Raw genomic sequence first — 19,694 nt, 5'->3', positions numbered from 1 at the left:
AGCCGCGCCCGGGTCAGGCGGCGGTGACCGGGTCCGCGGTCGTGTCGACCGACGGCGTGCCGAAACGCCGCGGCGCCCGGCCGTCGGCCGTGAAGGACGGCCAGCCCGGGGCGCCGGTCCGGGCGAACCCGGTCCAGGCGGTGACCATCTCCTCGGCCAGTGCGCGCGGTGGATCCTCGCCGGCGAGCGCGTCGGGCCCCGCCGCACGCTCCGGTGTGCCGAACACGAACGGCAGCCTCCGGTCTACCGGATCACGCGAGCGGAAGCACGAGGATGCGGTCGTCGTCCGGCCCGGGCTCGCCCCGGCCGTCCCGGTTGCTGGTGGTGAACCACAACGCGCGTCCGTCCGGCGTGGCGGCGACCGTGCGGATGCGACCGTAGGTGCCCTCGAACATCGCCTGCGGCTCGCCCAGCGAACCGTTCGGGTTCACCGGGTAGCGGAAGAGCCGCTCGCCGCGTAGCGCACCGGCGTAGAGCGCGCCGTCCGCGTAGGCCAGGCCGCTCCACGAGGCCTCGTCGGTACTCTGCTGGGCGAGCGGGTCGACGTAGCCGGTCCGGCCCTCGCGGCCCTCCACCTCCGGCCAGCCGTAGTTCGCGCCCGGGGTGATCAGGTTGATCTCGTCCCAGGTGTTCTGGCCGAACTCCGCGGAGTACAGCCGCCCGGCGGGGTCCCAGGCCAGGCCCTGCGGGTTGCGGTGGCCGAGGCTGTAGACGGCCGTGCCGGACGGGTTGCCGGGCGCCGGACGGCCCTCCTTCGTCAGGCGGAGGATCTTCCCGCCCAGGTCGTCCGGGTCCTGGGCCGGCTCGCCGCGGCCCGCCTCGCCGGTCGCGACGTAGAGCAGGCCGTCGGGGCCGAACGCGATCCGGCCGCCGTCGTGGTTGCCGCCCTTCGGGATGCCGGTGAGGATCTCCTGCTGCCGCGCGCCGTCGATCGTGCCGTCCGGGTTCGTGGTCAACCGGACCACCCGGTTGTCCTCGGAGGTCGTGAACATGACGTAGACGCCGCGGTCGGTCGCATAGTCCGGGGACAGGGTGATGCCGAGCAGGCCGCCCTCGCCGGTCGGCGTGACGCCCTCGACCGTGCCCAGCCGCGTCACCGCGCCGTCCGGGGCGACCCGCGAGATCGTCGCCGGGATCCGCTCGGTGACCAGCGCGGAGCCGTCGGGGAGGAAGGCGACGCCCCACGGCACCTCGAGGCCGGAGGCCAGCACGCGCGGCTCGCCCGGGGCGGGCGCGCTCTGCGCGGAGGCGGACGGCGTGCCCGACGGGGTGGCCGCCGTGGGTGTCGGGGCGGGCCCGGCGCAGGCCGTGGTGACGGCCAGGGCGCCGGCGAGGAGCAGCGCCGCGCCGGTCCGGAGGGGGAGGGCGGTGAGGGAGCGCACGGGGGCGAACCTAGTGGTGGGCACCGGGGCCGGCGCGGCGAACCCGGCGGACCGGGAGGAATGCGACAGGGTGGGGCCAGCACCCGGACGGACCGGTGGGTGGCCCCGCTCCGCCGGTCCGGGCCGTCGGGCACCCTGGAGCCATGACCGTGGACCACGTCCTGCTGGCGATCCCGCCACTGGCGGTGTACCTGCTCGTCGGGCTCGTGGTGGGCGTCGAGAGCCTCGGGATCCCGTTGCCGGGGGAGATCGTCCTCGTCGGCGCGGCGTTGCTGGCGTCGCACCACGAGGTGGCGGTCGACCCGGTCGGCGTCGGAGTGGCCGCGATCGTCGGGGCCGTGGTCGGCGACACGATCGGCTACCTGATCGGGCGCCGCTTCGGCCTGCCCCTGTTCGACCGGCTCGGCCGGCGCTTCCCGACGCACTTCGGTCCGCGGCACGTGGCGCTCGCCGAGCGGATCTTCGGTCGGTGGGGCGTGTGGGCGGTGTTCTTCGGCCGGTTCGTCGCGTTGCTGCGGATCTTCGCCGGTCCGCTCGCCGGGGCGTTGCGGATGCACTACCCGCGGTTCCTCGCCGCCAACGTCGGCGGGGCGGTCGCGTGGGCCGGGGGTACCACCGCGGCCGTCTACTACCTGGGGGTCGTCGCCGAGAAGTGGCTGTCCCGGTTCTCCTGGCTCGGGCTCGGCGTCGCGGTCCTGGTCGGCCTCGCCGTCGCGCTGGTGGTGCGCCGCCGCACCCGGCGCATGCTCGACGAGGTCGCCGTGGGCCGGGACGTGCCGGATCAGGCGGCTCCTGTGCCGGCGGCCGGGTCGACGGTGGCGGAGTCGACGGTGGCGGGGTCGACGGTGGCGGGGTCGACGGTGGAGGGGACGGCGGGCTCCACGGCCCCCACCTCCGCTCCGTGACCCAGCACCGGTACGTGGCCGGCGGCCTCGAGCTCCGCGGAGGCGACACCCAGCGCCCGGAGCGCGGCGGCGACCACGGCCGGCACCGGCCGGGCCGAGCCGTCCAGGACCGTCACCGCGAGGGCCCGCCCGTCCGGCAGGGCGGCGGCGAACACGCCCTCCGCCCCGTCCTTCGCGACCAGGCCGGGCACGGCCCGCAGGAGGCGCGCCACCGGGCGGCCCGGCCCGCCGACCCACTCCGGGTGGGCCCGGATCGCCGCGGCGACCCGGCCCTCCGGGCTGTCCGGCGCGGCCGTCGCGATCGTGGAGAAGGCCCGGGCCAGGCCCGCGACGGTGCAGGAGAACAGCGGCGCGCCGCAGCCGTCGACCGCCACGTGGCGCACCTCGTCGCCGGTGAGGGCCTCGACGTGGCGGCGGATCGCCCGCTGCAGCGGGTGCGCGGGGTCGCGGTAGGACGCCGTGTCCCAGCCCGCGGCCACGCAGGTCGCGAGCATGGCGGCGTGCTTGCCGGAGCAGTTCTGGGCGACCGCCTCCGGCGGGTGGCCGGCGGCGCGCCAGGCCGCGGCGGTGTCGGCGTCGAGCGGCAGGTCCGGGGTGTTGTCCAGCGCCGCCACGCCGAGCCCGGCCGCGGCGAGGATGCCCGCCGCCCCGTCCCGGTGCATCGGCAGGCCGGAGTGGCTCGCGGCGGCGAGCGCGAGCAGCCGGCCGTCGAGGTCCAGCCCGGCCCGCAGCATCGCCGCCGCCTGCACCGGCTTGAGGGCCGAGCGCGGGAAGAAGGTGGTGCCGGGCCGGCCGACCTGCGGGCCGCCGAGGGTCGCCAGGTGCCCCAGGTGCACCGACTCGACCACACCGGACCGGACGACGGTGGCCAGGACCCCCGCGCCTGTCGCGACACTGCTCGTTCCCACTGCACCCACGGACGGCGACGGTAGCGGCCGCCCCCCCCGCCGCCGGGCTCACGGCCGCCGGTAGCGCGCCGGGGCCGGCCTCACGCCGCAGCCGGGACCGCCAGGATCCCCGGATCCAGCGCCGGCGGGTTCGGCCCGTACGCGTTGCCGCGGGCGGCCCGCGCCCGGAGCCCGGGCAGCGCGAAGACCCACCGCAGGGCGGCGGGCGGGGCGATCGTGCGCTCGCGCTCGCGGGCCTTCACCACGCGCCGCTCCGTGCGGACCTGCTGGGCCTGCACCGTCCGGATCGCCGGCTCCCGGTCGGCCTGCACCGCGATGAGGTCGCTCTCGTGGACCCCGCCCGCACGCAGGGCCGGGACCAGCCGGTTCGCCGCGGCGACGGCGTCCTGCAGGGCCATGAGGATGCCGTTGCCGCCGACCGGGGAGATCACGTGCGCGGCGTCGCCGATCAGCAACAGGCCCGGCCGCCACCAGCGCTCCACCCGGGCGATGTCGACGGACAGCAGCGTCGTCTCGCGGATGTCCGTGAGCAGCTCCGCCCGATCGGCCAGCCACGGGACGTGCTCCCGGAGGAAGGCCCGGATCGGCTCGACGCCCGCCTCCCGGGCCGCCGGGAACCCGCCCTTGGGCAGTGACCAGCCGACCTGCCAGTCCTCCGGCCCGCCGAGCAGCCCGACGTAGTGGTCCGCGCCGAAGTAGAGATCGACGTCGGCCTCCGGCGGGTCGTCGGGCCGGCGGGGCAGGGTGAACCACAGGATGTCCGTCTGCGCGCCGAGCGACCGCGCCGGCAGCCCGGTCAGCGTCCGGACCTTGGAGAACCGGCCGTCGGCGCCGACGACCAGGCTCGCCGGGAGCTCCTCGCCGCCGACCCGCACACCCGTCACGACCCCGTGCTCCTCGACGACCCCGGAGACCCGGGCGGAGGTGCGCAGCTCGAAGGTGGGCAGCTCGGCGGCCTTCGCGGCGAGGAAGTCGAGGAAGCGGGCCTGCGGCATCAGCGCGACGAACGGGAAGGGGCTGTCGAGTGCCCCGTAGTCGGCCGGGGTGAGCGTGCCGGCGGGGGTGTGGAAGCGGAAGTACCGGGCGGGGAAGTGGGGCAGCCGGAGCAGCTCGTCGGCCAGCCCCAGGTCGTCGAGCAGCTCGAGTGTCCACGGGTGCAGCGAGTCGCCGCGGAACCGGCGGTCGAAGTCGCGGTGGGCCTCCAGCAGCGTCACCGGGATCCCGGCCCGGGCGAGCAGGTAGGCGAGCATCATCCCGCCGGGCCCGCCCCCGACGACCCGGACGGGCTTCATCGCGGGTCCAGCCGGAACACGACGATCGTCCCGAGGTGCGCCGTGATCTCCGCGAGCGAGGCGTCCGGGCCGACGGGGAAGGCCCGCAACGCCCACGGGACCCGCACGGCCCGCAGGTACGCCGACACGCACGGCGCCGCCTCGGACGCGGGTGCGCGGAGGGCCGTGACGGCCTCGGTGCCGTCGGCCGAGGCGATCTCGGCCGCCGGTCCGGCGTCGAGGTTGCGGACCCAGGCCCGCATCGGGTCGGGGGAGACCAGGTAGGACCGTCCGCCGAGGCGCACGACGCCGAGGGGTGTCTCACGGACACGGCCGGTGCGTCGGCCGGTGCTGCGGAGCACCCGCAGGGCGTAGCCGCCCTCGGCGAGGGGCTGCGCGGGCTCGTCGAGGATCCGGGCGGTCATGGCGGCGTTCATCGCGGCGAGGTCGGGAGCGGTCACGGGCCCGAGGCTACTCCCTCGATCGCCAATCGTCTCGACGATCGAGAGATATGGGTCGCCGTCCCGGCGGGCCCGTGGCCTGGCACGATGCGCGACATGGTCACCCCGCGGCGGGCGAGGGTCGAGGCGGTCGGCGAGGGCGCGGCCGTCACCACCCTGGAGCTCTTCTTCGACCTCGTGTTCGTGTTCGCCCTCACCCGCGTCACGGACTGGATGGCCGACGACCCGACCGCCGAGGTCGTGCTCCGCGGGATGCTGATCCTCGTCGTCATGTGGTGGTCGTGGGTCGGCTACTCGTGGCTGGGCAACGTCGCGAAGGCCGACGAGGGCGTGATCCGGGTCGGGATGCTGATCGCGATGGCCGGGGTGTTCCTCGCCTCGATCGCGATCCCGGAGGCGTTCGACGACCTGCCGGGCGGGCTGTCGGGGCCCGTCGTCTTCGCCGTCGCGTACTTCGTCGTGCGGATCGTGCACCTGGCGATGTTCTGGATCTGCAGCCGGGAGGACCCGCAGCTGCGCGGGCAGATCGTGCGATGGATCCCGTCGGTGCTCCTGGGAACGGTGCTGCTGCTCCTCGCCTCGCAGGCCGAGGGCTGGCTGCAGACCCTGCTGTGGGCGGCCGCCCTGCTCGGGGACTACGTGGGCACCGCACTGGCCGGTGCCTCCTGGCGGCTCAACTCGGCGCGCCACTTCGCCGAGCGGCACGGCCTCATCATCATCGTGGCCCTCGGCGAGTCGATCGTGTCCATCGGGATCGGCGTGGCCGCTTTGCTGGTCTCGTGGCCGATCATCGCGGGCTGCGTGCTCGGCCTGGCGGTCGCCGGTGCCATGTGGTGGGCCTACTTCGACGTGACCGCGCTGCGCACCGAACACGCCCTCGCCGAGGCGACCGGCGAGCGGCAGATCAGGCTGGCCCGGGGCGGCTACACCTTCCTGCATCTGCCGATGATGATCGGCGTCATCCTCATGTCGCTCGGGCTCAAGAAGGCGCTGCTCTACTCCGGCGGGGGCGACGCGCACACGCTCGCCGACCCGCTCTACGGCATTCCGCTCGCCGCGCTCTACGGCGGCGCCGCGCTCTACCTCCTCGCGCACGTGTGGTTCACGCGCTACCTGGTCGGCACCCTGAAGGTCGAGCGCCTCGTCGTCGGCGTGGTGCTGGTGGCGATCACGCCGCTGGTCGGGCTGCTCCCTGCCCTGGTCGCACTGCTCGTCCTGGCCGTGGTCCTCTGCGCGCTCGTCGCCTACGAGACGCACCGGTTCCGGGAGCTGCGGCACGAGGTGAGGCACGGGCGGGCCGCGGGGTCTTGAGCGGCCCCGCCGTCGTGCCGGGGCTCAGGTGGGCGGGCGGCTGCGCGCCGCGTCGCGAGCCGGCTCGGGGGACCCGTCATGCCCGCCCGCGCGGACACCGTTGCCGCCGTCGGCCGGGACCACCGGCTCGGTGTGGGCCGGCTCGGTGTGGGCCGGCTCGGTGTCGGCCGGATCCGAGCGGCCGGGTTCGGCGCGGACCGGGCCGTGGCGCGAGGCGATCGCGGCCGCCGCGATCGGGGCGCCCACCCGCGCCGGCTCCTGGCGCAGGCCGGCGAGCACCGCGAAGACCATGACGAAGGTCATCACGAAGATCGGCAGCCCGATGACCGTGATGACCTCCTGCAGCGCGGTGAGCCCCGCCGTTCCGCCCAGCACGATCAGCGACGCGGCCAGGGCGCCCTCGGAGATGCCCCAGAACACGCGCTGCCGCACCGGACCGGCGTCGCCCGTACCGGCGCACAGCATGTCCACGACCAGGGAGGCCGAGTCGGAGGAGGTCGCGAAGAACAGTGCCACCACGACCACGGCGATGCCCGAGACCAGCGTGGCGGCCGGGAACTGGGCGAAGAACTCGAACATGGCCAGCGGGACGCTCTCGGCGACCGCCGCGGAGATGCTCCCGCCGGTGCCGCCGATGCCGTCGATCTCCATCGCCGACCAGCCGAAGATCACGAACCAGACCAGGGTGAACGCCGCGGGGGCGACCAGGACCCCGCCGATGAACTGGCGGATCGTCCGGCCCCGGGAGATGCGGGCGAGGAACACCCCCATGAACGGCGCCCAGGTCACCGTCCACGCCCAGTAGAAGACGGTCCAGCCGCCCTGCCAGCCCCAGCCGCCGTCCTTGGTGAACTGGGCCATGGCGTCGTTCCAGAACGACAGGGGCACGAGGTCCTGCGCGTAGATGCCGATGCTCTCGATCATCGAGCGGAGCAGGAAGACGGTGTCGCCCGCGATCAGCACGAAGATCATCAGACCCACGGCCATCAGGATGTTCAGGTTCGACAGCCGCTTCACGCCCTTGTCCAGGCCCACGACGATCGACGCCGTCGCCACCATGGTCAGGACGGTGATGATGACGACCTTGGGCCACACGGCGTCGGGGATGCCGGTGAGGGCGGTGAGCCCGGCGTTGATCTGCGAGGTGCCCAGGCCGAGCGAGACCGCGAGGCCGAAGAGCGTACCGAGCACGGCGAAGACGTCGATCGTCTTGCCGATCGGCCCGTGGATGCGCTCCTTGAGGAAGGGCCAGAACACCGACGAGACCCGCATCGGGAGGTCGTGGCGGTAGATGAAGTAGCCGAACGCGAGGCCGGGCAGGGTGAAGATGGCCCAGGTGTGCAGGCCGAGGTGGTACAGCGAGATGCCCATCGCGTCCCGGGCCGCCTCCACGCTGTAGGGCTCGACGCCGGCGACGGGCGGGGTCGTGAAGTGCGAGATCGGCTCCGCCACGCCCCAGAACATCAGCACGGTGCCGATCCCGCCCGCGAAGAGCATGGCGAACCAGGACAGGTTCGAGTAGGCGGGCCGGTCGGAGTCCTTGCCCAGCCGCAACCGGCCGTGCTTGCTGACCGCCAGCCAGACGAGGAAGATCAGCCAGCTCGTCACGCCGAGGATGAAGAACCAACCCAGGTTCGTCACGATCCACTCGCGACCCGCGCCGAAGGCTCTGCCGATCGGGTCCTGGAAGGTCAGCAGCACCACCAGGAAGGTCACCATCAACCCGGCCGACCAGAAGAAGATGTGCGCGTTGGTCCGCAGCCCGAGCCTGTTCGCGAGCTTCTCCACGTTCCCTGCTCCCTCCCGCGGCACGCGCCGCTGTCGGTGGCGTCCTCGGGGGCCGGCCGGGACCGGCACCCTGTGCGTGGGTGAACGAGCTTCGCGAAGGTTGCCGCCGTTGTCCAACGCTGGGTCGCCCAGGCGAAGTGTCCGGATCATGCCGGCAGCGGGGAAGGACGGCCCCGGACACGAGACCGGCGGCCCTCCGCAGTGGGAGAGCCTTCGCGGTGGAACTCGACAGCAGCCGCGCGCGGTTCCCCGCAGGAGTCGAGGCCTGCCGCCGGCTGTGGAGCGAGACCCACGTCGTGATCGACGCCGGGTTCCACCGCTTCCGTCCGATCACCACAACACACCCGTGACCCGCGTGCTGGTCCGTTCGGCCTCGGAGGGTGTGGGCCAACGCCGCACGACCACCAGGTCCCCGTCCACCCTCGCGCCCGGCAGGCCCGCCGCGGCCAGCTCGGCGACCAGGCGGGCGGGGAGTGGACCCACCAGTCGTACTCGGCGGTCGCCCGGTGCAGGACCTCGTCGCCCCGCCGCGTCGCGTACTCCATGCGCCAGCGCACCGAGTCCTCGCCGGTCGCGACCGCGCTGCCGGTTCCGCCTGATCAGTGACACCGACATCGCGTTCGTCGTCGCGACGGCCAGCACCCGGCCGGGCAAGAACACCAAGCTCGACCGGGCCGAGGAGGTGACCAGCCGATTCCCGGACCGCTGCTTGGCCTTCGACCAGTTCGGGCCGCTATCGATCCGGCCCTGCCACGGGTCGACCTGGGCGCGGGAGTCGAGACCGTACCGTCTGCCGGCGACCTACACCCGCACGCACGGCATCCGCTACTTCCACGGCTGCTACAGCCTCGGCGACGACCAGCTGTGGGGCGTGACCCGGCGTCGCAAGGGCGGCGATCACACCCTGGCCGCGCCCGGGAGCATCCGGGCGGAGCGTCCGGACGGCGCGTCCGGACGGCGCACCGCTCTGCGTCATCGTGGACGACCTCTCGGCGAACAAGACCCCGAAGATCCGCGCCCGGGCGCGCGCCCACAACGTCGAGCGGTGCTTCACCCCGACCTATGCGTCCTGGGCCAACCCGATCGAGGCCCAGTTCGGACCGCTGCGCCGGTTGGTGATGGGCGCGTCGAACCACCCCCACCACCCGACACGCGCCCGGCGACTGCAGGCCTACCTGCGCTGGCGCGACGCCAACGCCCGCCATCCCGACGTCCTCGCGGCCCAACGCCGCGAACGCGCCCGAGTCCGCAGCGAACACCACCGCCGCTGGGGCAGACCCGCCGCCGCATGACCCGGTGAACCTCTGTGGTCACCGCACCAGGGTGCCGGCGGTCCGCCGACGTCTGCGCGCAGCAGCGGCTCGCCGGTGACGCGCGAACCCGACCTGTTGAGGATCACAAGGCGAGGCGAGCTCGGCCGATGGCCGCTCCGCCTGCGCTCCGCGGGGCCGAGTGGTCCGGTGGTCGTTCACCGCGGCGGCGGTCGTGGTTCCGTCGGGCTTCGGGTCGACGTCGGCGGCGCCCTCTCGACCAAGGCGCGCACCCGGCGACGTCGACCACGCCGTGATCGTCACCGTCGAACCGGGCACGGCGTCTCCCGACGCCCGGATCGTCGGTGCGGGACGGAGCAGGTCGCGACACGAACGACGCTGCTCCTGAGGAGCGGTGGACGAGCCGCGACGAGTGGTCCCGGCCGCGTCGACGAGCCGTCGGGGGCAGTGCGCGATGACGCGGTGAACAGCCTCTGAGCTGCGACGATCGACCATTGTTCGAACATCAGTTCGAGTATGATGGGGGCGTGAACACCGGCTCCGTCGACACCGCGCGCGACCGCCTCCGCGAGGCGACCGCGCAGCTGTGCGCGGCCGCCGGGCCGGGGGCGGCGGCGGACGAGGTGATCGCCGCCCTCAGCGCGTGCGAGGAGGCCCGGCGCAGCATGGACCGGGCGATGGTCGGCATGGTCGCCGACCTCCGGCGTCGCGGGGTGTTCGCCGAACGCGGGTACCGCTCACCCGCCGGAGCGTTGGGTGATCTGTTGCGGTGGGAGCGCTTCGAGGCCCGACGGCGAGTGGTCGCGGCCGAGTCCGTCTGCGAGCAGATCGGCCTCGATGGCGAGGCGCTTCCCGCCCGGCTGCCCGCCACCGCGACGGCCTTCGCGGCCGGTGAGGCGGGCCTGCGGCACGTCGAGGTGATCGCCCGCGTGCTCGACAGTGCTGCGGCGCGGCGGCTCGACCCGGAGACCTGGGCGGGCGCGGAGGTCCAGCTCGCTGCCAAGGCCCCGCTCTACACCCCCAGCGAGCTGTACAGCTGGGGCACCCAGCTCGTGGAGATCCTCGACCAGGACGGCGCCGAGCCGGACGACTCGCCGCGCCCGCAGATCAACGAGCTGCGGCTCACCCGCTTCCGCACCCGCCCCGGCGGCAAGCTCACCGGCCGCTACGACGATGCGGCGATGTTCGACGCGCTCGCCGCGGTCATCGACGCCGGCGCCGCACCCCGCGACCCGGACGACCAACGCTCGATCCCTGAGCGGCAGGCCGAAGCGCTCGCCGAGGCCTGCGATCAGGTCCTGTCCCGCGGCCGGCTCCCTGAGACCGGGGGCCGCCGCCCGCAGCTGGTCGTCACGGTGCGGCTGGAGGACCTGGAACGGCGCGCTGCGGCCGCCGCCCTGGAGTTCGGCGGCCAGCTCACCGCCCAGACCCTGCGCCAGCTCGCCTGCGACGCCGCGGTGGTCCCGGTCGTGCTCGACGGCAAGGGCGTCCCGCTCGACGTCGGCCGGATCAAGCGCACCGTGCCGGACGGCCTGCGCCGCGCGGTCCTCACCCGCGACGGGGGCTGTGCCTTCCCCGGCTGCCGCCGCCGGCCCTCGTGGTGCGAAGTGCACCACGTCAAGGAGTGGCAGCGCGGGGGTCCGACCGCCCTGGGCAACCTCGTGGCGCTCTGCGCCATGCACCATCGACTCGTCCACCACTCCCTCTGGGAGGTGCGGATGGTCGACGGGCTGCCCGAGTTCGTCCCGCCCAGCTGGATCGACCGCGAGCGAAGACCCCGAAGACGACCATCTCCGGTCGTGCAGCCGGTCGGCTGAGGAACTCGCGGGCCCACGTCGGACACGAAGCCCGGCCGGCGGCGTCGTCGGCCGCCTGCAGCGACGCCAGCCGCGCCTCGCCGTCGACCACCATCGTCCGGAACTTGACCATCCGGAACTGTCCGCCGCCCCGTCCGACCCGGGTCTGCCGGTCGTCGCGGTGGTGGTCGGGACGCCGAGGGCCGTGACGGGCCGGGGCGCTCTCCACGACCCGGGACTCGTACCCACTTCTGATGACCTCGGCCACCGAGGTCATGTGATGTTGATAGCGCCGGCTGAGAGCAACCATGATCCGTCCGGCTGTGGATCATGACTCCGAGCAGCAGCCTCCGCTAGACCGAAAGCAGTACCGCGCGAAGCCGGACGAGCACGAAGCGCTCCGCGAGAAGGACTTACCGGACACATCCCCGCCGTAACGCCCACTCACAGGACCGCGAAAGGGTGATGCACGGAGAGCGCACCACCACGCTCCGTGCGCGGGGGCGCGCCGGCACGACCAGCACGAGCGATCCCACCCGGTACCTGAGAACGAGATGGGATCAGCCGTGGCGAGTCCAGTCGGGGAGCAGGAGCGCGTCCGCGTCTTCAGCGAGATCTCCGGCCCGATCACCGAGCCGGAGGAGCCCTACCGGGTCCGGTTCCGGGGCGTGCACAAGTCCGACGGCTCCCGCCGCTACGCAGGGTCGCTGGCGATCGTGCTCCTCAACGTCGTCGTCGAGATCGGGTTCGTGCTCTGGCTGCTGCACCCCAGCCACCGCCCCGAGGTGGACGGCAGCGGTCTCGCCCAGGCCGCCAACGTCTTCGTCATCGCCTCGATCGCGCTGGTCGAGGCCTTGCGCCTGGTCAACGTCGTGTCGTTGTCCCTGGCCTCGATCCTCGCCCGGGACCCGGTCCCGGTCCGCCCGGACCGCGGCCTGCGGGTGGCCTTCCTGACCACGATCGTCCCCGGCAAGGAGCCGATCGAGATGGTCCGGACCACGCTCGAGGCGGCCCGGCGCATCCGCCACGACGGCCGGTTCGACGTCTGGCTCCTCGACGAGGGCGACGACCCGCTGGTGAAACGGATGTGCCGCGACACAGGGGTGCACCACTTCTCCCGCAAGGGCGTCGAGGCCTACAACCAGCCCCGCGGCTTCTTCAAGGCGAAGACCAAGCACGGCAACTACAACGCCTGGGTCGACGCCCACGGCTACCGCTACGACGTCTTCCTCTCCGTCGACCCCGACCACGTCCCGCTGCCGAACTACGCGGAGCGGATGCTCGGCTACTTCCGCGACCCGGATGTCGCGTTCGTGGTCGGCCCGCAGTGCTACGCCAACGTCGACAACTTCGTGACCAAGGCCGCCGAGTCGCAGCAGTTCCCCTTCCACAGCGTGATCCAGCGGGCGGCGAACGCCTACGGCATCCCGATGCTGGTCGGCACGAACAACGCCGTCCGCATCGACGCGCTGATGTGCATCGGCGGGCTCGCCGACTCGATCACCGAGGACATGGCGACCGGGCTGGCGCTGCACACCCGTCGCAACCCCGCGACCGGCCGGCGGTGGCGCTCGGTCTACACGCCCGACGTCGTCGCCGTGGGGGAGGGGCCCTCCTCCTGGACCGACTACTTCAGCCAGCAGCTGCGCTGGTCCCGCGGCACGTTCGAGATCCTCTCCGGCGCCTTCTGGCGGCGCTTCCTGCGCCTGTCGCCGCCCCGGATGCTGCACTACCTGCTGATCACCACGTTCTACCCGTCGATGGCGATCGGCTGGGTGCTCGGCGCCGTCAACGCCACGCTCTACCTGGCCTTCGGCGTGGCCGGCATCGTGGTCCCGCCCGAGCTGTGGCTCGCCCTGTACGTCGACGCGACGCTGTTCCAGGCGTGGGTCTACGTGCGCAACCGCCGCTACAACGTCAGCCCCTACGAGGCGGCCGGCAGCGCCGGGCTGCGCGGGATGGCGATGTCGGTGCTCTCCGCGCCGATCTACGCCAGCGCGCTGACCGCCACGGTGCTGCGCCGGCCCGCGAAGTTCGTGGTGACCCCGAAGGCCGACGCGTCGTCGCCGGACCGGCTGCGCACCTTCCGCCGGCACCTGCAGTGGTCCGCCCTGCTGGCCGCCGCGCTCACCGCCTCGGTGGTCCTCGGCCACGCCAACGTCGACGTGATGATGTGGCCCGCCGTCGCGCTGCTGGTCAGCCTCGGCCCGCTGGCCATCTGGTTCCTCGAGCGCGACGACGAGTCCGCCCGCGCCCCGTCCCCGGGCGACCTGGTCGGGACCACCGCCCCCGTGCGGCCCCTGCACCCGCAGCCGCACATCCCGGCCCAGCCCGGCCTGTTGCGTCCGGGTGCCGTCCCCGCTCCCCGCCCGAGCTCCGGCACCCCGACCCCCGGCCCCCCGATCCCTGCCGCCCGCCCGACCCCCGCTCCCCGCCCGACCCCCGCTCCCCGCCCGACCCCCGCTCCCCGCCCGACCCCCGCTCCCCGCCCGACCGACGACGAGATCGGAGCCATCGCGTGAAGCGCGCCCTGCGTGCCCTGCTGAGGGGGGTGGTCCGGCACCGCAAGCTGGCCACCCTCGTGACGGTCCCCGGCGTCCTGCTCGCCGTGAACGTGCCGCCCGCGGTGGCGTTCGTGACCGAGTACCAGCACGACAAGCTGATCAACAGTGCCGAGTACAAGGCGCAGTTCGGCAAGTGGGACGTCATCGACCTGCCCTCCGACCTGCGCGTCAACGCCATCCACGCGGCGCTGCTGCCCACCGGCAGGCTGCTGATCGTGGCCGGCTCGGGCAACGACCAGGCCCAGTTCGACGCCGGCACCTTCAAGTCGCTGGTCTACGACCCCGCCACCGGGCAGGGCCGGATCGTGCTCACCCCGGACGACATGTTCTGCGCCGGGCACGCCTTCCTCACCGACGGCAAGCTCCTCGTCGCCGGCGGCACGCAGCGCTACGAGATCCTCGAGGGCGCCGTGACGAAGGCGGCCGGCCAGCTCGTGGTCAAGAACGAGAACCCCGACGCCGGCCGGGACTTCCCGAAGGGCACCGAGTTCGTCGCGCCGGACGGTCGGCGCTACCTCGCCACCAACCCCTTCACCGTCAAGCCCGCCGTGAAGACCCCGATCGACGGGCGCGGCAACGTCACGGTCACCGCGAGCGAGACGGCGGTGTGGGTGGAGTCCGTGGACACCGGCCCCGCCGGCGTCACCGTCGTGCCCGCGCAGTACGGCATCACCGGGCTGGCCGGCCCCGACGCGGACAACATCTACGGCCTCGGCCAGAAGATGACCCTGGACAAGCAGGACTACCAGGGCATCGAGCAGTCCTACGAGTTCGACCCCTTCACCGAGGAGTACGTGCGGGTGGGGGACATGAACCACAAGCGCTGGTACCCCACGCTGACCGGGCTGCCCGACGGCACCGTGCTCACCACCTCGGGCCTCGACGGCAGCGGCGTGATCCTGCCCGGCCAGAACGAGATCTACGACCCGGCGACGAAGACCTGGACCGAGCGTCCGGACCTGTTCCGCTACTTCCCGACCTACCCGGCGATCTTCCAGACGGCGAAGGAGGGCACGCTGTTCTACACCGGCTCCAACGCCGGCTACGGCCCCGCCGACCAAGGCCGGGTCCCGGGCTTCTGGAACCTCGGCGACAACTCGTTCCAGCCCGTCGCCGGGCTGCGCGACGCCGACCAGATGGAGACGAGCGGCTCGGCCTGGGCCGGCCCCGTCCAGGACCAGAAGATGATCGTGGTCGGGGGCGGCGGCGTCGGCGAGTCCCCGCTGTCCACCCGGCGGATCGACGTCATCGACCTGAAGCAGGGCCCCGCGGCCGCGTTCACACCCGGCCCGGACCTGCCGGAGCCGACCCGCTACCCGAACGTCGTGCAGCTGCCCGACGACTCGCTGCTGATCTCCAACGGCTCGCGCGACTACCGTGGCAAGGGCGCGAGCGACAATCTGGTCGCGAGCCTCTACCACCCGCAGTCGAACACGCTCTCGGCCGCCGCCGACCCGTTCGTCGGCCGCGACTACCACTCCGAGGGCATCCTGCTGCCCACCGGCCAGGTCCTGACCCTCGGCGGCAACTCCCTGTTCTCCGACGAGGCGAACACCAAGACCGCGCCGTTCGAGCAGCGCCTGGAGATCTACACGCCGCCGTACCTGTTCCACGGGCCGCAGCCGACGATCACCACCGCGCCCGACGCGGCCACCCTCGGCTCCACGATCACCGTCGCCTCGCCCGAGGCCGGGCAGATCGCCAAGGCGCGGCTGATCCGGCCTTCGGCGGCCACGCACGCCACGGACGTCGAGCAGCGCACCGTGGCCCTGGACGTCGCGCGGAACCCCGACGGCACGCTGAACCTGACGATCCCCGGGGAGCCGACCCTGGTCCCGCCCGGCTACTGGATGCTCTTCCTGGTCGACGGCGCGGGCACGCCGTCGAAGGCCCATTGGGTGCACGTCACGTGAGCCCGGAGACCGCTCTGCGAGAATCCGTCGACGTGGCTCGACGTCGTCTCTCCCGCCTGTTGGGCAGCCTGCTGTCCGGCGGCGTGCTCGCGGCCTCCGTGCTCGCCTGCTCCTCGAGCGACCCGGTGCCGACGGCGGTATCCACCCCCCAGGAGTCGGTGATCGCCTCGCCGACCGGCTACTTCGTCGACCCGACGACGGCCGCCGCCGCGCAGGTCGCGACGTGGGAGCAGGAGGGGCGCACCGACGACGCCGAGCAGATCCGCAAGATCGCCGAGCAGCCGGTCCCGCTGTGGGTCTCGGCCGACCCCGCGGCCGTCGAGCCCGAGACCCGGGCGTACGTGGAGCGCGCGCAGCGGGCCGGCCAGACGCCGCTGCTGGTGGGCTACAACATCCCGCACCGTGACTGTGGCAGCTTCTCCGGCGGCGGCGCGGCCGACGGCACCCAGTACCGCCAGTGGGTCACGGGCCTGGCCGCGGCCCTCGACGGCGCCGGCGCCACGGTGGTCCTCGAGCCCGACGCGGTGCCCCACGAGATCTCCGGCTGCGTGGACGGCGCCCTGCGCGACGAGCGCTACGAGCTCCTCGGCGAGGCGATCGACCAGCTCAAGGGCGCGGGCGCGCGGGTGTACCTCGACGCCGGCAACCCCGGCTTCATCACCGACACCGGCGCGATCGCCGCGGCGCTGGAGCGTTCGGGGGTGGAGCGGGCGGACGGCTTCTCGCTCAACGTCGCCAACTTCTGGAGCACCGAGGACAACATCGCCTACGGCACTCGGATCTCCGCGGCGCTGGGTGGCGCACACTTCGTCATCGACACCAGTCGCAACGGGGCGGGGCGGGTGGAGTCGGACCAGATCGACGGCGCCCCGAGCTTCTGCAACCCGCCCGGGCGTGCCTTGGGCACGCCGCCTACTTCTGAGACCGGCAACTCGCTGGTCGACGAGCTGCTGTGGGTGAAGAGGCCGGGGGAGTCGGACGGGGCGTGCAGGCCGGGGGAGCCGGCGGCGGGGGTGTGGTACCCGGACTATGCGTTGGGGCTGGCGGAGAGGGCGGCGTAAACGAGGTCGACATTCCCGTGATCCGCGATCCTGCGCCTGCCGCAGGATTCATGCAGAAGCCTGTGATCGCCGAGACGACGCCCCCGCTGTCGTCTGCTTCAACTCGGCCGGCTCGATCCACGTGACGGTCGAGGCTCTGGGCCTGATGTGCGCGTAGCGGTTGCCGCCTCGACGAAGGTCGTCGAAGCGCTTGCCCCAACCCGTGACGGGCGGACCGCCCCGGTCGTGAAGGTGGTTCAAGATCTCTGCCGCGGAGTAGCGGACGTGGTCGACGATCAGGTTCCGGTCCAGGTCCTGGGTGAGCTCCGAGGAGCGGAAGTCGGCGTCGTCGTAGTTGATGTGCAGGATGCGATGGTGCTGGTTGATCCTCTGGACGGCTTCCCGCACCGCTCGCTGTGAGGCAGCGACGGTCCGGGGGCTGACGCGGAATGCACGGGCCGCCGTCTTCGCGAACAGCTCGCCGTAGGTGACCCACACGATCAAGTGTGTCCCCGCTGCAGCCGCGAGCTCGTGGCGGATCTTGCGGAACACCCCGGCGGGCTCGGCGATGGCCCACACATAGTGTGGCGAACCGTCCGCAAGAACTTCGCGACAGAACTGGATCTTCTCGAGATCATCGTTGTCGCCCAGGAACGAGAATCCTTGGTTTCGCAAGTCATAGCTGCCCCAGTGCAGGGCCTCCGCCAAGGTCGCGACCAAGGGCTCGACATGGCCCCAGACGGCGGAGAGGATGAGGATTCTTGCCGGCTCGAGGATCGGGCGTCGGGGGTCGGGGCGGTCTCGGTCCCGCTCCTCCACGGGCATCTCGAGAAGCAGGTCCGGCCGATCATTGGGGTACGGCCATTCGATGGGGAGCGGGTCTCGCCAGCGCAGTCCCAGGGAGCGCCACAAGCCGTCGGTGATGATCTCGTAGCGGAAGTGGTTCCGCTTGTCCGGGACCGGCCGGCGCTCGATGGCCGCCGTCCTCGGTCGCTGCCGCCCGATCATCTGTTCGACCGGCTGGATCGCTATCCACGAGCGGAGGTGGATCGGCGCACTCGTGCCGCGAACGACGGGCCAGACCGTGATGCGGTAGTCGAGCTTGTGATGCAGGATCCGGTCTGCGACGAGGGCCTCGCCGGCTGTCGACAAGCCGATGTCCGACAACGCTCGCGCCGCCCTCTGTGACGCGATGCGGAACTCTCGCGCCGCGGCCTGGAGCGACATCGACGCCTCCAGTTCGACCGGTAGCACCCCGGCGGTGTGGTAGAGCTGATGCTCGGGGACGCCGAGGATCTCGGACAGGACGGGAACGCAGGCGAGCAGCTCGGCGGTCGCATCCTTCGACGGAGTGCCGAACCATCTGAAGAACGTCGCGCGGCTGATTGGCGGCGATCCGGCGGTCCGAGTCTCGATCTCGGCGTACAGCCTGTTCCTGGTCCAGCCCCCGCCCTCGGTCTCCATGAGCTGAGCGATCTGGTCACGCAGCGCGTTGAAGTCGCTCATCGCGATTCCTCGCCGACTCGCGTGTCTCGTTCGCGGACAGGATCCAACGTCCCTGAGACACGTGTCTCACAGGGGGCCTCATCCGACGGTGGGATGAGACGGCTCGGTCGTCGCTCTCGTGCTGTTATCGAGAACACCGGGACGAGTAGACAGGGGTTTCCGTTGCCGAACACCGACACAGCACTCGACCTTACCTCGCACGCGTTGCTTCTTCCTCTTCTTCTCGCTGGCACCGTGTTCGGGATGTTTTGGCGCGCAGTGCTCCGGACGCTGTTCGGTATCGCGCTCGCGCTGGCACTGGTAGGGCTCGTCGTCGTGCTGACGAACTGAGATGTCGCAAACGTGAGGAAACGAGTCCGAGGGCAGCAGGACTTGCAGAACCGCCTTGATTTGCATGAGTTCTCTGTGTCCGAGCCGTTCGCGCACGAAGGCGTCGGTCGGCAGACTCGCCTCCCGAGGAGGTGGCGATGGAGCTCCGGAAGCTGCGCTACTTCGCCGCCCTGCCCGCCACCTGCACTTCGGAGAGACGCCGCGGAAGCTGCACATGGCGCAGCGGCCCCTGAGCCAGCAGATCATCCGGCTCGAGCACGAGCCGGCAGGTGGACTCACCGACGAGGGCCGCTTGCTGAGCTTCCCCCGCTTTGCCGGAGTGTCTGAAGACTGGTTCCCTCGGGGGAGCCAGGAAGGAAGGCACTGGTGGCTGCACCGAAGAAGTACCCCGATGAGCTGCGTGAACGCGCTGTTCGGCTGTATCGGGAGTCCGACCCTCGTCCGACGTTCCGGATGCTCGCCGAGCAGCTCGGGGTGCATCACGAGGCCCTGCGCAACTGGGTGCGACAGGCCGAGGCCGACAAGGGCGAGCGGCATGATCGGCCGACGACCGACATGGTCGCCGAGAACCGCCGGCTTGCGCGGGAGAACGCCGAGCTGCGGCGGGTCAACGAGGTCCTGCGCGCGGCGAGCGCCTATTTCGCCAGCGAGATCGGCCCGACCCGGAGGTGGTCATGAGCTTCGTCGACGCCCATGATTTCCCCGCCGGTCTCGTACTACGGGTCCTGGGCATCCCCGCCTCGACCTACTACGACTGGCGCGCCCGCCAGGCGAACCCGTCGCAGCGTGAGCTCGACGATGCCGTCCTGCTCGAGCCGAGAACCTGTGGTCCACGATCAAGATCGAGCTGCTCTACTGGCCCGGCACCACGTTCGCGACCCGCCGCGAGGCCGAGCACGCCCTGATCCGCTACCTGGACGGCTGGTACAACCCGCGCCGGATCCAGGCCCGCCTCGGAGGGCTCTCACCCGACGAGTACGAAGACAACTATCGTCGCGCCCAGCGCGACGCAGACAGGTAACCAGCACTCCGGGAAACCGGGGGAAGCTCATGCTCCTGGAAGCGGCGTAGGTTGTGCTCGGCGACCTGGAGCACGTCGAGAACCTCGCTCGCAGCCTGCGCGATGGCACGGCCGGCCGCATGCCTGGACCGACGTCGGCATGTCGGCCCGACCGCTGCGGCAACGAACCGAACCTCGGTCACCAGACCACCCTCTCTCCCTGAGCTTTTGCCAACCTGATCACGCGC

The 19,694-nt window shown here is 72.3% G+C and carries 16 protein-coding genes and 2 pseudogenes; 10 read left to right on the top strand and 8 right to left on the bottom strand.

Annotation, left to right across the window (positions count from 1 at the left end):
* Window positions 1-13: 13 nt before the first annotated feature.
* Both ACL02T_RS06605 and ACL02T_RS06600 read right to left on the bottom strand, forming a co-directional pair.
* Window positions 14-226, bottom strand: coding sequence for a hypothetical protein (locus ACL02T_RS06605; RefSeq protein WP_412829791.1), 213 nt, complete (start codon window positions 224-226; stop codon window positions 14-16).
* Between the two features lie 25 nt (window positions 227-251).
* On the bottom strand, window positions 252-1,382 hold the full coding sequence (locus ACL02T_RS06600; protein ID WP_412829790.1) for a PQQ-dependent sugar dehydrogenase: 1,131 nt from the start codon (window positions 1,380-1,382) through the stop codon (window positions 252-254).
* 143 nt (window positions 1,383-1,525) lie between these two features.
* On the opposite strand from ACL02T_RS06600, the gene ACL02T_RS06595 reads away from it, so the two are divergent.
* The gene (locus tag ACL02T_RS06595) at window positions 1,526-2,287 is read left to right on the top strand and encodes a DedA family protein (RefSeq protein ID WP_412829789.1); all 762 of its coding nucleotides are present in this window, start codon (window positions 1,526-1,528) and stop codon (window positions 2,285-2,287) included.
* Window positions 2,288-2,319: 32 nt separating this feature from the next.
* Here the strand turns inward: ACL02T_RS06595 and ACL02T_RS06590 are convergent.
* The 3 genes and pseudogenes from ACL02T_RS06590 to ACL02T_RS06580 all read right to left on the bottom strand — a co-directional run.
* Window positions 2,320-3,123, bottom strand: a pseudogene (locus ACL02T_RS06590) (asparaginase); the annotation flags it as partial.
* Between the two features lie 152 nt (window positions 3,124-3,275).
* Window positions 3,276-4,487, bottom strand: a complete 1,212-nt coding sequence (locus ACL02T_RS06585; RefSeq protein WP_412829788.1) for an FAD-dependent oxidoreductase — start codon at window positions 4,485-4,487, stop codon at window positions 3,276-3,278.
* A complete protein-coding gene (locus ACL02T_RS06580) occupies window positions 4,484-4,927 on the bottom strand; it encodes a nitroreductase/quinone reductase family protein (RefSeq protein ID WP_412829787.1) in 444 nt (147 codons plus the stop codon). Before ACL02T_RS06580 ends, ACL02T_RS06585 begins: the two co-directional genes overlap by 4 nt.
* A 96-nt stretch (window positions 4,928-5,023) precedes the next feature.
* On the opposite strand from ACL02T_RS06580, the gene ACL02T_RS06575 reads away from it, so the two are divergent.
* Window positions 5,024-6,238 carry a low temperature requirement protein A gene (locus ACL02T_RS06575; RefSeq protein ID WP_412829786.1) on the top strand — a complete coding sequence of 405 codons (1,215 nt, stop codon included), beginning with the start codon at window positions 5,024-5,026 and terminating at the stop codon, window positions 6,236-6,238.
* A gap of 24 nt (window positions 6,239-6,262) precedes the next feature.
* On the opposite strand, the gene ACL02T_RS06570 is transcribed toward ACL02T_RS06575, so the two are convergent.
* Window positions 6,263-8,026, bottom strand: coding sequence for a BCCT family transporter (locus ACL02T_RS06570; protein WP_412829785.1), 1,764 nt, complete (start codon window positions 8,024-8,026; stop codon window positions 6,263-6,265).
* A 330-nt stretch (window positions 8,027-8,356) separates the two neighbouring features.
* Complete coding sequence (locus tag ACL02T_RS06565) at window positions 8,357-8,509, bottom strand: hypothetical protein (RefSeq protein ID WP_412829784.1); 153 nt, start codon at window positions 8,507-8,509, stop codon at window positions 8,357-8,359.
* Between the two features lie 494 nt (window positions 8,510-9,003).
* Here ACL02T_RS06565 and ACL02T_RS06560 point away from each other — a divergent pair, with 494 nt between their 5' ends.
* From ACL02T_RS06560 to ACL02T_RS06535, 5 genes are all read left to right on the top strand, one after another.
* Window positions 9,004-9,318 carry a hypothetical protein gene (locus ACL02T_RS06560; RefSeq protein WP_412829783.1) on the top strand — a complete coding sequence of 105 codons (315 nt, stop codon included), beginning with the start codon at window positions 9,004-9,006 and terminating at the stop codon, window positions 9,316-9,318.
* Window positions 9,319-9,824: 506 nt separating this feature from the next.
* Window positions 9,825-11,114 (top strand): HNH endonuclease signature motif containing protein, encoded by a 1,290-nt coding sequence (locus ACL02T_RS06555; RefSeq protein ID WP_412829782.1) that lies wholly within the window; start codon window positions 9,825-9,827, stop codon window positions 11,112-11,114.
* Between the two features lie 545 nt (window positions 11,115-11,659).
* The gene (locus ACL02T_RS06545; RefSeq protein WP_412829781.1) at window positions 11,660-13,615 is read left to right on the top strand and encodes a glycosyltransferase family 2 protein; all 1,956 of its coding nucleotides are present in this window, start codon (window positions 11,660-11,662) and stop codon (window positions 13,613-13,615) included.
* Window positions 13,612-15,570 carry a radical copper oxidase GlxA gene (gene glxA, locus ACL02T_RS06540; RefSeq protein ID WP_412829780.1) on the top strand — a complete coding sequence of 653 codons (1,959 nt, stop codon included), beginning with the start codon at window positions 13,612-13,614 and terminating at the stop codon, window positions 15,568-15,570. The genes ACL02T_RS06545 and glxA overlap by 4 nt, the downstream gene beginning before the upstream one ends.
* Before the next feature lie 32 nt (window positions 15,571-15,602).
* The gene (locus ACL02T_RS06535) at window positions 15,603-16,631 is read left to right on the top strand and encodes a glycoside hydrolase family 6 protein (RefSeq protein ID WP_412829779.1); all 1,029 of its coding nucleotides are present in this window, start codon (window positions 15,603-15,605) and stop codon (window positions 16,629-16,631) included.
* A 48-nt stretch (window positions 16,632-16,679) separates the two neighbouring features.
* On the opposite strand, the gene ACL02T_RS06530 is transcribed toward ACL02T_RS06535, so the two are convergent.
* Complete coding sequence (locus ACL02T_RS06530; RefSeq protein ID WP_412829778.1) at window positions 16,680-18,116, bottom strand: hypothetical protein; 1,437 nt, start codon at window positions 18,114-18,116, stop codon at window positions 16,680-16,682.
* A 162-nt stretch (window positions 18,117-18,278) separates the two neighbouring features.
* Here ACL02T_RS06530 and ACL02T_RS06525 point away from each other — a divergent pair, with 162 nt between their 5' ends.
* The 3 genes and pseudogenes from ACL02T_RS06525 to ACL02T_RS06515 all read left to right on the top strand — a co-directional run bounded on the left by ACL02T_RS06525 (window position 18,279) and on the right by ACL02T_RS06515 (window position 19,467).
* Window positions 18,279-18,446: a hypothetical protein gene (locus ACL02T_RS06525; protein ID WP_412829777.1), complete on the top strand. Its 168-nt coding sequence runs from the start codon at window positions 18,279-18,281 to the stop codon at window positions 18,444-18,446.
* 366 nt (window positions 18,447-18,812) lie between these two features.
* Window positions 18,813-19,091, top strand: a pseudogene (locus ACL02T_RS06520) (transposase); the annotation flags it as partial.
* Window positions 19,092-19,269: 178 nt separating this feature from the next.
* Window positions 19,270-19,467: an IS3 family transposase gene (locus ACL02T_RS06515; protein WP_412829971.1), complete on the top strand. Its 198-nt coding sequence runs from the start codon at window positions 19,270-19,272 to the stop codon at window positions 19,465-19,467.
* The last annotated feature ends 227 nt before the right edge of the window (window positions 19,468-19,694 follow it).

The organism is Pseudonocardia oceanicola (assembly GCF_047200735.1).
Classification (GTDB): Bacteria; Actinomycetota; Actinomycetes; order Mycobacteriales; family Pseudonocardiaceae; genus Pseudonocardia.
The sequence above is the reverse complement of the archived record's forward strand: the minus strand, read 5'-3'. Positions and strand labels throughout refer to the sequence as shown.